This is a genomic window from Pseudoxanthomonas sp. G3 (assembly GCF_057654715.1).
Window position 1 is genome coordinate 2,857,168 of record NZ_CM172805.1, and the last position, 13,333, is coordinate 2,870,500.

Genomic DNA, 13,333 nt, shown 5'->3' on the forward strand with positions numbered 1-13,333 from the left:
CTCAGTCCGCCAACCCGCGCAGCAGCTCGTTGACGCTGGTCTTGCTGCGGGTCTTCTCGTCCACTTGCTTGACGATCACCGCGCAGTACAGCGAATGCGAACCGTCGGCGGCCGGCAGCGAGCCGGATACCACGACGCTCCCCGGCGGCACGTAGCCATAGGTGATCTCTTTCGTCGCACGGTTGTAGATGCGGGTGGACTGACCGATGAACACGCCCATGCCGATGACGCTGTGGTGGCCGACCACCACGCCTTCGACGACCTCGGAGCGCGCACCGATGAAGCAATGGTCCTCGATGATCGTCGGGCTGGCCTGCAGCGGTTCGAGCACGCCGCCGATGCCGGCGCCGCCGGACAGGTGGCAGTGCTTGCCGATCTGCGCGCACGAACCCACGGTCGCCCACGTGTCGACCATGGTGCCCTCGCCCACGTACGCACCGATGTTGACGAAGCTCGGCATCAGCACGACATCCTTGCCGAAATAGGTGCCGCGGCGGGCGATCGCGCCCGGCACGACGCGCACGCCGAGCTTGCGGAAATCGTTCTCGTCGAAGGCGCCGAAACGCGCCTCGACCTTGTCCCAGAACGGCGCGGGATAGGCCTCGACCAGTTCCATCTCGTTGACGCGGAAGTACAGCAGCACCGCTTTCTTCAACCACTCGTTGACCTTCCAGCCGCCTTTGCCATCGGGCTCGGCCACGCGCAGCTTGCCCGCCTCCAGGCCTTCGATGGCCCGTTCGACGGCATCGCGGGTGGAGCCCTCGATCTCGGCCGGCGTCAGCTCGGCGCGGCGCTCGAACGCGCTCTCGATGGTGGACTTCAGTTCTTCGGTCTTGGTGGCTTTGCGGGTCATCAAACGTCCTGCTGGGTGCTTGCTCAGGTGGGGGTATCGAGGCCGGCGCGCAGTGCGTCGCGCAACGCATCCTGCTGGGCGGTATCGGTGAGGGGCTGGTCGTGCTCGTCGGTGATCTGGAACACGTCCTCGGCGCGCTCGCCGAAGGTGGCGATGCGCGCGTCGTGCACGCGCAGGCGCTGGCGGCGCAGCACCTGGGCGACGTCGGACAGCAGGCCGGGGCGGTCGGGCGCGACCAGGCCGAGGATCGTGCGGCGACCGTCCGGCGTGGCCCCGAACTCGATCCGCGGCGCGAACCGGAAATGCTTCAACTGCCGCGGCACCGCGCGACGCGACGTGCGCACGCTGTCCAGCGGACGCGCCAGCGCCTCGCCCAGGCCCCGCTCGATGTCGGCCGGATCGCGCGGCGCATAGGCGTCGGCGGGCATTACTTCGAAGGTATCGAAGATGGTGCCCTGCGGCCCGACCAGCACGCGCGCCTGGTGGATGGCGAAGCCCATCCGGTCCAGCGTGGCGAGGATGGCGGCGAACAGGCCGTCGCGGTCCGGCGAATGGACGAAGACTTCCATCGCATCGGCGTCGTCCGCGATGCGGCGCGCACGCACGCGCGTCTCGCCCGGCGTCGCGCCGCGGATCGCGTGCGCCTGCCAGGCCAGTTGTTCCGGGCGGAAGCGCAGGAAACTCTCCTCCGGCATCGTCGCGAACAACGTGTCGGCCTGCGCCGCCGTCATGCCCTGCACTTCCAGCAGCGCACGCACGCTGCCGCGCGCTTCGAACAGGCGTTCGTCCACCGCCACCGGATTCTCCAACCCTTCGCGCAGCACGCGGCGCGCTGCGAAATAGAGATCGGCGAGCAACCGGTCCTTCCACGCGTTCCAGAGCTTGGGACTGGTGCCGGCGATATCGGCGCAGGTGAGCAGATAGAGATAATCCAGCCGCTCGCGGTCCTTCACCAACGCGGCGAAGGCGTGGATCACGTCCGGATCGGCGATGTCCTGCTTTTGCGCGGTCACCGACATGCGAAGGTGCTGCTCCACCAGCCAGGCCACCAGATCGGTGTCCGACTCGCTGATCGCATGCACGGCGCAGAACTCGCGCGCATCGACGGCGCCGAGTTCGGAATGGTCGCCGCCGCGACCCTTGGCGATGTCGTGGAAGAGCCCGGCGAGCAACAGCAGTTCGGGCTTGCGCAGGCGCGGCCAGACCTCGTGCGCGATCGAGAAGCGCTCGTCGGCGCGGCCGGCGGCAAAGGCCGCGATGTTCCGCAGCACCATCAGGGTGTGCTGGTCGACCGTGTAGACGTGGAACAGGTCGAACTGCATCCGCCCCGATACCCGGGCGAACGCGGGGATCCATTGGCCGAGCACGCCCAGCCGGGCCATGCGGGTCAGCGTTTCGACCGCACGCGGCCCGCGCAGCAAGGCCATGAAGGCATCGCGTTGCGCGCGCCCGGCATCGGGATAAGCCGGCAGCTTCGGCAGCGCCTCGGCCAGCGCGCGCGCGGTGCGCGAGTGCAGGCCGCGCACCTGCGGATTCGCCGCCCACGCCGCGAACAGGGCGAATACCTGGGTCGCATCGCCGGCCGGCCACGTCGCGTCGCGCGCGGCCAGGTAGCCGCGACGCAGGGCGAAATGCGCGTCCAGCGGCTCGGCCAGCGCTTCGCCGTCGAACTGCTCTTCGAAGCGCTGCAGCAGGCGGTCGCTGATCCGGCGCACGATGGCCGCGCTGCGATAGAAGCCCTGCATCATCTTCTCGACGCCAAGGTTTTCCGCGTCGTCGACAAAACCCAGGCGCTGGGCCAGGGTCTTCTGGTAGTCGAAGCGCAGGCGTTCCTCCGCCCGTGCAGCGACCCGGTGCAGCCCGTAGCGCAGCCGGCCCAGTGCGCGCCGCTCGCGTGCCAGCGCTGCGGCTTCGTCTTGGCCCAGGTGGCCCATGCCCACCAGCGGCTCCAGGTCGCGCACGCCGAACGTGCGCAGCGCCATCCAGCCCAGGGTGTGCAGGTCGCGCAGGCCGCCGGGGCCGTCCTTGATGTTCGGTTCAAGGTTGTCGGAGGTGTCGCCGAAGCGCGCATGGCGGATGCGCAGCTCCTCGCGCTTGGCCACGAAAAAATCGCGTGGCGGCCAGACCCGCGCGGGACCGATCGCATCGATCAGCAGGCCTTCGTCGACCGGCTCGCCGACGATCAGGCGCTCTTCGATCAGCGCGGTCAGCACGGTCTGGTCCGCCGCGGCGGCGGCCGTGCATTCCGCGGCCGAACGAACGCTGTGGCTGATCGGCAGGCCGGCATCCCACAGGGTCGCGAAGAAGCGCGCCACCGCATCGTGGTAAGCCTGTTGCACGTCGCTGCCGGCCAGCACCAGTACGTCGACATCCGACTGCGGGAACAATTCACCCCGCCCGTACCCGCCCACGGCGAACAGCGCCATCGGCGCGTGTTCGGGAATGCAGCGCAGCCAGGCGTCCCTCAGCAGGTGGTCGACCGCGCGCGCGCGCAGCGCCAGGATGCGGTCCATGCCGTCGTCCTGATCGAACCGCTTGTCCAGCCGCGCATCGGTGTGGGCCAGGGAGGCGCGCGCCGCGGCCGACCAGGCGGCGTCGTCGGCAACGTCCGGCCCGATGTCCGGCAGCCGCGTCGCCTGTCCGTTCGCGGCTGCGGGGGCGCTCACAGGTCGTTGTCGTCGCCCGGCACGCGGGTCAGGATCTCGACGCCTTCCTCGGTGACCGCCACGGTGTGCTCCCACTGGGCGGACAGCTTGCGGTCCTTGGTCACCACGGTCCAGCCATCGGGCAGCACCTTGGTATGGCGGGCGCCCTCGTTGATCATCGGCTCGATGGTGAACGTCATGCCAGGCTTGAGCACCACGCCCTCGCCCGGACGACCGTAGTGCAGCACCTGCGGTTCGTCGTGGTAGACCTTGCCGATGCCGTGTCCGCAGTATTCCCGTACCACGCTGAAGCGCTCTGACTCGGCGTACTGCTGGATCGCGTGACCCACGTCGCCCAGGGTCGCGCCCGGCTTCACCGCGCGGATGCCGCGGAACATGGCCTCGCGCGTCACGTCCACCAGGCGCTTGGCCATCACCGACGGGGTACCGACGACGTACATGCGACTGGTGTCGCCGTGCCAACCGTCCTTGATGACGGTGACGTCGATGTTGAGGATGTCGCCGTCCTTGAGCACCTTCCCTTCGCTGGGGATGCCGTGGCAGATGACGTTGTTGACCGACGTGCAGACGGTCGCGGGGAAGCCCTTGTAGCCCACGTTCGCCGGGATCGCCTTCTGCACGTTGACGATGTGATCGTGGCAGATGCGGTCCAGTTCGGCGGTGGTCACGCCGGGCTTCACGTACGGGGCGACCACCTGAAGCACCTCGGCGGCCAGCCGGCCGGCGATGCGCATCTGGGCGAGGTCTTCGGGGGTTTTCAGCTGGATGGCCATTGGCCGATTATCCCCCATTTGGCCCACCAGCTGAACGCCCCGGCCGTCCCGCCCCGGCGGACGTTGCGCTTCGGTTTGCGGCCGGACGGCCTGAACCGCTATACTCCCGCGGCTTCGCGCCCGGGCACCCCCGGCCGGACCGCCCACGTCGGGCGTCACCGACGAATCCACACCTGTCGCCACTGCCCGTGCCGGGGTGCCCTTCGTCCGAAGGGTTCGGTCACGGAAGCGACAGGGAGGCCCAACCCCGGAACCTGGCCCTCACGGGCACCGCCTTCCTTTTGCCTGGCGGCGGGTTCCTTATCAGGAGTAGAGCAATGCCCCAAGTCACCATGCGCCAGATGCTGGAAGCCGGCGTCCATTTCGGCCACCAGACGCGCTACTGGAATCCGAAGATGGCGCCGTACATCTTCGGTGCCCGCGGCAAGATCCACATCATCAACCTCGAGAAGACCGTTCCGCTGTTCAACGACGCGATGAACTTCATCTCGGGCGTCGCCCAGAAGCGCGGCACCATCCTGTTCCTCGGCACCAAGCGCAGCGCGCGCGAGGCCGTGAAGGAAGAAGCCGTGCGCTGCGGCATGCCGTACATGACCCAGCGCTGGCTGGGCGGCACGCTCACCAACTTCGCCACCGTGAAGAAGTCGGTCGCCCGCCTGAAGGAACTGGAAGCCGCCGAAACCGACGGCACCTTCGAGAAGCTGGTCAAGCACGAAGTGCTGGGTCTGCGCCGCGAGCGCGAGAAGCTGGAAGCCTCGCTCGGCGGCATCAAGGAAATGAACCGCCTGCCGGACGCCCTGTTCGTCATCGACATCGGCCATGAAGACATTGCCATCAAGGAAGCCAAGAAGCTCGGCATCCCGGTGATCGCGGTGGTCGACTCGAACTACGACCCGGCCCTGGTCGACTACGCCATCCCGGGCAACGACGACGCCATCCGCGCCGTGCAGCTGTACGCCCGTGCCGCCGCCGACGCCGTGCTGGAAGGCAAGGCCGCCGCGCCGAACTCGGCCACCGTGCGCGAGGAAGAGTTCGCCGAGGGCGGCGACGACAAGGGTGCCCGTCGCGCCCCGGCCAAGAAGGCCGCCAGCAAGAAGTCCGACGAAGCCGCTGCCGAGTAATCCGGCTGCAACGCCGTCGCGCCATGCTGCGCGGCGGCCCTGTTTTTCCCTTCTCCCGTCGGGAGAAGGTGCCCGAAGGGCGGATGAGGGTGCGGCAAGCATGTCGGCGCTGCAGGCGTCGCGGTTCCGCCGGACCCTCACCCCAACCCCTCTCCCGACGGGAGAGGGGCTTTGCCAATCTAAACCGAGGTAATCCCGTGGAAATCACCGCTTCCCTGGTCAAGGAACTGCGCGAGCGCACCGGCGCCGGCATGATGGAGTGCAAGAAGGCACTCACCGAGAACAAGGCCGACATCGATGCCGCCGCCGAGTGGCTGCGCAAGTCGGGCCTGGCCAAGGCCGACAAGAAGGCCGACCGCGTCACCGCCGAAGGCCGCATCGCCGTGGCCCAGGACGGCGGCAAGGCCGTGCTGGTCGAGATCAACTCCGAGACCGACTTCGTCGCCAAGGACAGCAACTTCATCGCCTTCACCGACGCGATCGCACAGGCCGCGCTGACCTCCGGCGCCGCCGATGTCGACGCCCTGAAGAGCGCCAAGTTGTCGTCGGGCGAGACCGTCGAAGAAGCCCGCGCCGCCGCGATCGCCAAGCTCGGCGAGAACATGCAGATCCGTCGCCTGGTCGCCATCGACAGCGCCAACAACGTCGCGGCCTACGTGCACGGCGGCAAGATCGGCGTGCTGGTCGAGGTCAAGGGCGGCGACGCCGATTTGGCGCGCGGCCTGGCGATGCACATCGCCGCGATGAACCCCCCGCACAACAAGGCCTCCGACGTGCCGGCCGAGTTCGTGGCGAAGGAAAAGGAGATCGAGCTGGCCAAGATGTCCGACAAGGACAAGGCCAAGCCGGCCGACATCCTGGAGAAGATCATCTCCGGCAAGATCAACAAGATCGTCAACGAAGTCACCCTGTACGGCCAGCCGTACGTGCTGGACAGCGACAAGACCGTCGAGCAGGTGGTCAAGGCCGCCGGCGCCGACGTGGTCGGTTTCCAGCGCCTGGTGGTCGGCGAAGGCATCGAGAAGGTGGTGGAAGACTACGCCGCCGAAGTGATGAAGCAGGCCGGTCTGGCGTAAGCCATCGCCCCCCTGTGGTACGCAGGAAAGCCGCGGGAAACCGCGGCTTTCCTGTTTCCGGAAGACGCATGCGATCCGCGCATCGATACCGTTCGTCGCGCACGGCTCAAGTTTGTCGCGCCTACGCCGACACTGGTTACAAAAGGTGACACTTCGTCACGCTTTGCTGGCATGCTGCCTGCAACGTCCTATCACCGCCGTGCGCACCCGGATGCGTCCCGAACTCGAAGCCCAGCTCCTGAATTGCCGCAACCTGCCGAGCCCGCCGGGCGTGGCATTGCGCATCATCGAGCTCGCCCAGGATCCCGAGGTGGTGATGGCGACCGCCGCCGATGCGATCGGCCTGGACGCCGCCCTCAGCGCGCGCATGCTGCGCATCGCCAACTCGCCGCTCTACGCCAGCCGCCGCCGTGTGGAAAACCTCTCGCAGGCGCTGACGGTGCTCGGCCTGAACGCCACCCTCACCCTGGCGCTGGGCTTCTCGCTGGCACGCTGCGGTACCGGGAGCCATCCGGTGGCGCAGGGCCGTGTCTGGCGCCGCAGCGTGATCGCTGCGCTGGCCAGCCGCCTGCTCGGCCAGCACGCGGGCATCCGCAAGGCCGAGGAACTGATGCTGGCCGGCCTGCTGCAGGACATCGGCATGCTGGCCCTGCTGGAAGTGCTGGGCGAAGACTACGCCCGCCTGGTGGAGCACGCCGAGGACAATGCCGCCCTGCTCGCCGCCGAGCGCGACTGGCTGGGCTGCGACCACGCCACCGTGGGCGGCTGGCTGGCGCGGCAGTGGAACCTGCCCGCGCTGCTCCGCGAAGCGATAATCGAGAGTGAACAGCCCGCCTCCGATACCGGATTCAACGCGTGCGTGGCCGTGTCCGGCCATGTCGCCGACATCTGGCTCGCCAGCGGCGATGCCGAACGCACCGAAGCCGCACATCGCGAGGCTGCCCTGCACGCGGCCACCCGGCTGGGGTTGGACTATGCCGCGTTCCTGACGCTCACCGAGGAGATGGTGGCCGCGCTGCCGGACGTGTGCGCGATGTTCGACGTACCGCCGGCGCCGCCCGCGCGCATCCAGGCGCTGCTGGACCAGGCGCGCGAACTGCTGGTGGTGCGCAACCTGCGCGAAATCCAGGAAGCCGCGCGGGCGCGCAAGGAAGCCGACGAGCACGAAGACCGCGCGCGCCGCCTCGCCGAGGAGGTGCGCCGCGATCCGCTGACCGGCGCCTACAACCGCAGCCAGCTGGAAGAAGTGCTGGAGAAGGAGTTCGACGCCGCCACACGCCACGGCTGGCCGTTGTCGATCGCCTTCATCGATCTCGATGATTTCAAGCAGGTCAACGACCGCTGGGGACACCTGGTCGGCGACGAGGTCCTGCGCAACTTCGCCAAGGCGCTGATGCGTCGCGTGCGCAGCAGCGACATCGTGGCCCGCTACGGCGGCGAGGAATTCCTCGTGGTCCTGCCGGGCATCGGCGAAGACGCCGCGGCCCAGGTCGTGCGCCGCATCCTGTCGGAAGTCTCGGGCGCCGCGATGGCCGACGTCAGCGGGCAGCCGCTGCACGTGACCTTCTCCGCCGGCCTGGCCACGCAAGGCACGCTGGAGCAGTTCCGCCACGTCGACGACCTGCTGCGTGCGGCCGACGAAGCGCTCTACGGCGCCAAGCGGCAGGGCCGCAACCGGGTGGCGATCGGCGCGCTCGGCAGCGCGCCCTGACACCGCATCCGCGCCCTATTGCCGGGGCTGCAGCACCACTTCCTCGTAGGGCTGGACGACGACCCAGCCCTCACCCGCGAACCGCAGCTGGATGCTTTCGCCCGAGCCCCGGCCGAACAGCGTGCCCAGCGAGATGTCGGTGATGATTTCCGGCGTCAGCCCGCCGGACCACGCGACCGTCGCGTTCGGATCGGTGAAGACCGGGCCGGTCTGCGCGGTCACCGGCAATGTCAGGGGCTCGTAGTGGGAGGTGATGGCGACGATGCCGTGGCCGCTCAGGCGCACGTTGAACAGGCCGCCCGACAGCATGCCGGCCACCTTGCGCATCATGGTGATGCGGCTCTCGATGCCCGACTCCACGGCCAGCACGTCGTTGCCGTTGACGAAGATCGACTCGCCCGCCAGGCGCAGCAGGGTGATCTTCTTGCCGGCATCGGCCAGGTAAACGCGGCCCTGGCCCTCGACCTTCATCAGCTGCATGCCTTCGCCGCTCACCGCCTTCTTCAGCAGGTTGCCCAAGCCCTGCTCCAGCACGCCCTGGCGGGTGAACTTCACCGCGCCCTTGCGCGCGACCATCGCACCCGCCTTGGCCCAGACCAGCCCGTCCAGGCGGACCTCCAGCAGATGCGGACTCTCCAGTTCGAAAGCCTCCGCGCTGGCGTCCTTTTCCTTGGAAGACGCGAGGAACTCCTGCAACGTGCGCACGCTCATGTCGATGCCTTGATGGTCGCCTGACGGGGACGCCATCATAAGCCGCATTCCCGGAGGTTCCGCCATGCCCCGCATCCTGCCCGTCCCCCACGTACTGGACGATGCCCCGCGCGAATCCGTCGCGGCCGACCGGCTGCTGTCCGGACAGCCGACACAAGCGGTGGCCAATGCGTTTTCATCCCCGGATGCGCGCTTCCACTGCGGCGTGTGGGAGGCCGACGCCGGCGCGTGGCGCGTCCACTACACCGAGCACGAGTTCTGCCACCTGATCGCCGGCCGCTTGCGGCTGATCGGCGACGACGGTGAAGAGAGCGTCTGGGACGCCGGCCAGAGTTTCGTGGTGCCTGCCGGTTTCAGCGGCACGTGGGAAGTCCTCGCGCCCGCACGCAAGCTGTACGCGATCTACGAACCCGGCGACTGACGCGCGCGGTGGCGCTCGGATAGAATTGCGACGTTTGCCCCACGCCGAGACCCCCATGACCGCACCCATCGCCTATCGCCGCATCCTGCTCAAACTGTCCGGCGAAGCGCTGATGGGGGCAGAGGATTACGGCATCGACCCGGCCGTGATCACGCGGATCGCCAAGGAGATCATCGAGGCCCGCGATGCCGGCGCCGAAATCGGCCTGGTCATCGGCGGCGGCAACATCTTCCGCGGAGCCGGCTTGGCCGCGGGCGGCATGGACCGGGTCACCGGCGACCAGATGGGCATGCTCGCCACGGTGATCAATGCGCTGGCCATGCAGGACGCGCTGGAGAAGCTTGGCGCCAAGTGCCGGGTGATGAGCGCCATCAAGATCAACGATGTGTGCGAGGACTACATCCGCCGCCGCGCCATCCGCCACCTCGAGAAGGGGCGCATCGCGATCTTCGCCGCCGGCACCGGCAACCCGTTCTTCACCACCGACTCAGGCGCGGCGCTGCGCGCGATCGAGATCGGCGCGGACCTGCTGCTGAAGGCCACCAAGGTCGACGGCGTGTACGACAAGGACCCCAGCAAGCACAAGGACGCGACGCGCTTCGACCAGCTGACCTACGACGAGGTCATCGCCCGCGACCTGCAGGTGATGGATACGGCCGCATTCGCACTGTGCCGCGACAGCGACGTGCCGCTGCGCATCTACGACCTGTCGGTGCCGGGCAACCTGATGCGCATCCTGCGCGGCGAGCCCATCGGCACCCTGGTCAAAGGCCGCAACTGAGACCCTTGCCGTTGTAATAGTGTCCGTGCCGGTCCGCCGGCACCCTGACTTCATGGGACACGGACATGGCGCACACGCGCATCCTCACGGCTCGACCACGCGCGCCTTCGCGCTGGTCACGCTGATCAACCTGGCGTACACGGCCCTCGAGGCGGGGTACGGCTTCTACACCAATTCGCTGGCCCTGCTGTCCGACGCGGTCCACAACCTGGGCGATGTGCTGGGCTTGGCGTTGGCCTGGAGCGCGGCCGCCCTGGCGCGAAGGCCCCCACGGGGCCGCCATACCTACGGTTGGCGGCGCGCCACGCTGCTGTCCCCGCTGGCGAACGCCCTGCTGCTGGTGGTGTTCTCCGGCGCGCTGGGCTGGGAGGCCGTGCGCCGGTTCAGCGCACCGCCCGAGATTCCCGCCACGCCCGTGATCGTGGTCGCTGTGCTGGGCATCCTGGTCAATCTGGGCGCTGCGTGGTTCGTACGCGACGGGCATGCGCATGACCTGAACAAGCGTGGCGCGTTCCTGCACCTGATCGCCGATGCTGCGGTGTCGCTGGCCGCGGTGCTGGCGGGCGTGGGCATGGCGACACTGGGCTGGGCCTGGCTGGATCCCGCCACGGCACTGCTGATCGCGCTGGTCGTCGCGGTCGGGTCGTGGGGGCTGCTGCGAGCCAGCTTCGATGCGGCCATGGACGCCGTGCCGGGCACCGTGAACCCCGACGAAGTGGGGGCCTTCCTGCGCGAACAGCCCGGCGTGACGGCCGTCCACCACCTCCACATCTGGTCGCTGGGCGCGAACGAGATCGCCCTGACCGCGCACCTGGTCCGGCCCCGCGAGGACGACCACGACGCCTTCATCGACACCACGGTGCATGCGCTGGACCATCGCTTCGGCATCAACCACGCGACCCTGCAGATCGAACGTGGCGCCAGCTGCGGCCACGACCTGCACGATGCCGCGCCGCATCATTCCCACTGAGCGGAGCCCGGCGGTCGGCAACGGCGCCGAATCGCCCTATAATCGGACGTTTACAGGCTTTGCAACGGAAAGGGCGATGCTCAACGACATCAAGAAAGACGCGCAGGCGCGCATGACCAAGAGCATCGAGGCGCTCCGCCACACGCTGGTCAAGGTCCGTACCGGCCGCGCCTCCACGGCCCTGGTCGAGCACCTGAAGGTCAACTACTACGGTTCCGACGTGCCGCTGAGCCAGGTCGCCACGGTGACGATCTCGGACTCCCGTTCGCTGACGATCACCCCTTGGGAAAAACAGATCGTCGGTGCGGTGGAGAAGGCCATCCTCGCTTCGGACCTGGGTCTGACGCCGAATACGGCCGGCACCACCATCCGTCTGAACCTGCCCGCCCTGACCGAGGAGCGCCGCAAGGAACTCTCGAAGGTCGTGCACAGCGAAGGCGAGGACGCCAAGGTCGCCATCCGCAACATCCGCCGCGATGCCAATCAGCAGGTCAAGGACCTGCTGAAGGACAAGCAGATCACCGAAGACGAAGAGCGCCGGACCGAAGAAGAGATCCAGAAGCTCACCGACAAGTCCATCAAGGACGTCGATGACGTCGTCAAGGCGAAGGAACAGGAACTGATGGCGGTCTGAGGACTGCCATGTCCCCTGCCGCTTCCCCGTCCGTGCCCCGGCACTTGGCCGTCATCATGGACGGCAACGGGCGCTGGGCCGAACGCCGCCGGCGTCCGCGCGTCATCGGCCATCGCGCCGGCGCCCGCGCGGTCAACGTGTGCATCGATTTCTGCCTCGAACGCGGCATCGGCGCGCTGACCCTGTTCGCGTTCTCCAGCGAGAACTGGGGCCGGCCGGAAGAGGAAGTCGGCGCGCTGATGAAGCTGTTCCTCAACGCGCTGGACCGGGAGGTGGAGGAACTCCATCGCCGTCACGTGCGCGTGCGCTTCATCGGCGACCGCGCGCGCTTCTCCGCCGACATCCGTGCGCGGATGGACGCAGCCGAAACGCTGACCCTCGGCAACACGCGCCTGCACCTCGTGATCGCCGCCAGCTATGGAGGCCGCCAGGACGTCGCGCACGCGGCGCGCGCACTGGCCGAGGATGTCGCCGCGGGCCGCCTGCAGCCGCAGGACATCGACGAGACGTCCCTCGGACGTTACGTGGCCCTGGCCGACCTGCCGGCACCGGACCTCTTCATCCGCACCGGTGGCGACCACAGGATCAGCAACTTCCTGCTGTGGCAGCTGGCCTACACCGAGCTGTGGTTCACCGACGTGCTGTGGCCCGACCTGGATGCCGCGCTGCTGCAGCGCGCCTTGGACGATTTCGCGCGGCGCGAGCGCCGCTTCGGCCTGACCAGCGCCCAAGTGGCCGATGGCGCCATCGAGGACACGCCCGCATGAGCGCCACCCGCACCCGCGTCATCGCCGCGCTCGTCATGGCTCCCTTCGCCATCGGCGCCATCCTGCTACTGCCGACCTCCTGGCTGGTCATGCTTGCCGCGCTGGTGTTCCTGGTCGGCCTATGGGAGTGGTTCAAGCTCGCCGAGATCGACGACACCCTGCAGCGGACCGTGCTGCTGACTGCCAACCTGCTGCTGATGGTGCTGCTGGTGTGGGCCTCGCGCGGATCGACCGACCTGGTGCCCTTGCGCCTGATGGCGCTGGCCGGCGCGGTCTGGTGGCTGCTCGCGCTGCTGTGGCTGCGCTTCTTCCATTTCGCCTCCGATCACGAGACGTGGGCACGCGTGTTCAAGCTCGCGGCGGGCACCTTGGCGGTGGTGCCGGCATGGTGTGCACTGGGTCTGATCCATTCCTCCGAGCCCAACGGCCACCTCTGGCTGTTCATCGCGCTGGCGATCGTGTGGGCCGCGGACAGCGGCGCTTATTTCGCCGGCCGCCATTTCGGCGGGCGCTGGTTTGCCGGCCGCAAGCTGGCGCCGCGCATCAGTCCCAACAAGACGCTGGAGGGCGTGCTCGGCGGCCTGGCGGCGGGCCTGCTGGTCGCCGGTGTCGGTGCGTTGATCGCGGGAGCCGGCGTTACCCAACTGCCGGGCGTGCTGCTGGTCGCCATCTTCACCGTGTTGTTTTCGGTCGTCGGCGACCTGTTCGAAAGCCTGCTCAAGCGGCACGTGGGCGCCAAGGATTCCGGCGACGTCATCCCCGGCCATGGCGGGGTGCTGGATCGCATCGACGGCGTGCTGGCTGCGCTGCCCATCTTCGTGCTCGGCAAGGAAGTCTTCGGGTTCTGAG

Annotated in this window: 12 protein-coding genes and 1 pseudogene; 9 read left to right on the forward strand and 4 right to left on the reverse strand. The window is 68.3% G+C overall.

Translation table 11 applies throughout. From position 1 onward, the window contains the following. Position 1 precedes the first annotated feature (1 nt). The 3 genes and pseudogenes from dapD to map form a co-directional block, all read right to left on the reverse strand. Positions 2-829, reverse strand: a pseudogene (gene dapD / locus AC23D6_RS13675) (2,3,4,5-tetrahydropyridine-2,6-dicarboxylate N-succinyltransferase); the annotation flags it as partial. A 47-nt stretch (positions 830-876) separates the two neighbouring features. Continuing rightward, on the reverse strand, positions 877-3,480 hold the full coding sequence (gene glnD / locus AC23D6_RS13680; RefSeq protein WP_487752641.1) for a [protein-PII] uridylyltransferase: 2,604 nt from the start codon (positions 3,478-3,480) through the stop codon (positions 877-879). A 35-nt stretch (positions 3,481-3,515) separates the two neighbouring features. Beyond that, a complete protein-coding gene (gene map / locus AC23D6_RS13685) occupies positions 3,516-4,292 on the reverse strand; it encodes a type I methionyl aminopeptidase (RefSeq protein ID WP_487749786.1) in 777 nt (258 codons plus the stop codon). Between the two features lie 317 nt (positions 4,293-4,609). Between map and rpsB the strand changes: the two genes are divergently transcribed. The 3 genes from rpsB (at position 4,610) to AC23D6_RS13700 (ending at position 8,200) form a co-directional block, all read left to right on the forward strand. After that, positions 4,610-5,413 (forward strand): 30S ribosomal protein S2, encoded by an 804-nt coding sequence (gene rpsB / locus AC23D6_RS13690; protein WP_487749787.1) that lies wholly within the window; start codon positions 4,610-4,612, stop codon positions 5,411-5,413. A 197-nt stretch (positions 5,414-5,610) separates the two neighbouring features. Then, positions 5,611-6,489: a translation elongation factor Ts gene (tsf, locus tag AC23D6_RS13695; RefSeq protein ID WP_487749788.1), complete on the forward strand. Its 879-nt coding sequence runs from the start codon at positions 5,611-5,613 to the stop codon at positions 6,487-6,489. A gap of 211 nt (positions 6,490-6,700) precedes the next feature. Then, entirely contained in the window at positions 6,701-8,200 is a 1,500-nt protein-coding gene (locus AC23D6_RS13700; protein ID WP_487749789.1) for an HDOD domain-containing protein, read from the forward strand. A 15-nt stretch (positions 8,201-8,215) separates the two neighbouring features. Here the strand turns inward: AC23D6_RS13700 and AC23D6_RS13705 are convergent, their stop codons facing one another. After that, the gene (locus AC23D6_RS13705; RefSeq protein ID WP_487749790.1) at positions 8,216-8,911 is read right to left on the reverse strand and encodes an AIM24 family protein; all 696 of its coding nucleotides are present in this window, start codon (positions 8,909-8,911) and stop codon (positions 8,216-8,218) included. A 64-nt stretch (positions 8,912-8,975) separates the two neighbouring features. Between AC23D6_RS13705 and AC23D6_RS13710 the strand changes: the two genes are divergently transcribed. The 6 genes from AC23D6_RS13710 to AC23D6_RS13735 all read left to right on the forward strand — a co-directional run bounded on the left by AC23D6_RS13710 (position 8,976) and on the right by AC23D6_RS13735 (position 13,332). Then, the gene (locus tag AC23D6_RS13710; RefSeq protein WP_487749791.1) at positions 8,976-9,332 is read left to right on the forward strand and encodes a cupin domain-containing protein; all 357 of its coding nucleotides are present in this window, start codon (positions 8,976-8,978) and stop codon (positions 9,330-9,332) included. Positions 9,333-9,387: 55 nt separating this feature from the next. Next, a complete protein-coding gene (gene pyrH / locus AC23D6_RS13715) occupies positions 9,388-10,113 on the forward strand; it encodes a UMP kinase (protein ID WP_487749792.1) in 726 nt (241 codons plus the stop codon). A gap of 52 nt (positions 10,114-10,165) precedes the next feature. Next, on the forward strand, positions 10,166-11,083 hold the full coding sequence (locus AC23D6_RS13720; protein ID WP_487749793.1) for a cation diffusion facilitator family transporter: 918 nt from the start codon (positions 10,166-10,168) through the stop codon (positions 11,081-11,083). 76 nt (positions 11,084-11,159) lie between these two features. Next, complete coding sequence (frr, locus tag AC23D6_RS13725; RefSeq protein ID WP_487749794.1) at positions 11,160-11,717, forward strand: ribosome recycling factor; 558 nt, start codon at positions 11,160-11,162, stop codon at positions 11,715-11,717. An 8-nt stretch (positions 11,718-11,725) separates the two neighbouring features. Then, entirely contained in the window at positions 11,726-12,484 is a 759-nt protein-coding gene (gene uppS / locus AC23D6_RS13730) for a polyprenyl diphosphate synthase (protein ID WP_487749795.1), read from the forward strand. After that, positions 12,481-13,332, forward strand: a complete 852-nt coding sequence (locus tag AC23D6_RS13735) for a phosphatidate cytidylyltransferase (RefSeq protein WP_487749796.1) — start codon at positions 12,481-12,483, stop codon at positions 13,330-13,332. Before uppS ends, AC23D6_RS13735 begins: the two co-directional genes overlap by 4 nt. Position 13,333 lies beyond the last annotated feature (1 nt).

Bases quoted from the DNA above. Each gene is read 5' to 3' on its own strand.
- AC23D6_RS13710 (WP_487749791.1), top strand. From the start codon at position 8,976: ATGCCCCGCATCCTGCCCGTCCCCCACGTACTGGACGATGCCCCGCGC.
- AC23D6_RS13700 (WP_487749789.1), top strand. From the start codon at position 6,701: ATGCGTCCCGAACTCGAAGCCCAGCTCCTGAATTGCCGCAACCTGCCG.
- map (WP_487749786.1), bottom strand. From the start codon at position 4,292: ATGGCCATCCAGCTGAAAACCCCCGAAGACCTCGCCCAGATGCGCATC.
- rpsB (WP_487749787.1), top strand. From the start codon at position 4,610: ATGCCCCAAGTCACCATGCGCCAGATGCTGGAAGCCGGCGTCCATTTC.
- AC23D6_RS13720 (WP_487749793.1), top strand. From the start codon at position 10,166: ATGGGACACGGACATGGCGCACACGCGCATCCTCACGGCTCGACCACG.
- frr (WP_487749794.1), top strand. From the start codon at position 11,160: ATGCTCAACGACATCAAGAAAGACGCGCAGGCGCGCATGACCAAGAGC.
- AC23D6_RS13735 (WP_487749796.1), top strand. From the start codon at position 12,481: ATGAGCGCCACCCGCACCCGCGTCATCGCCGCGCTCGTCATGGCTCCC.
- uppS (WP_487749795.1), top strand. From the start codon at position 11,726: ATGTCCCCTGCCGCTTCCCCGTCCGTGCCCCGGCACTTGGCCGTCATC.
- AC23D6_RS13705 (WP_487749790.1), bottom strand. From the start codon at position 8,911: ATGAGCGTGCGCACGTTGCAGGAGTTCCTCGCGTCTTCCAAGGAAAAG.
- pyrH (WP_487749792.1), top strand. From the start codon at position 9,388: ATGACCGCACCCATCGCCTATCGCCGCATCCTGCTCAAACTGTCCGGC.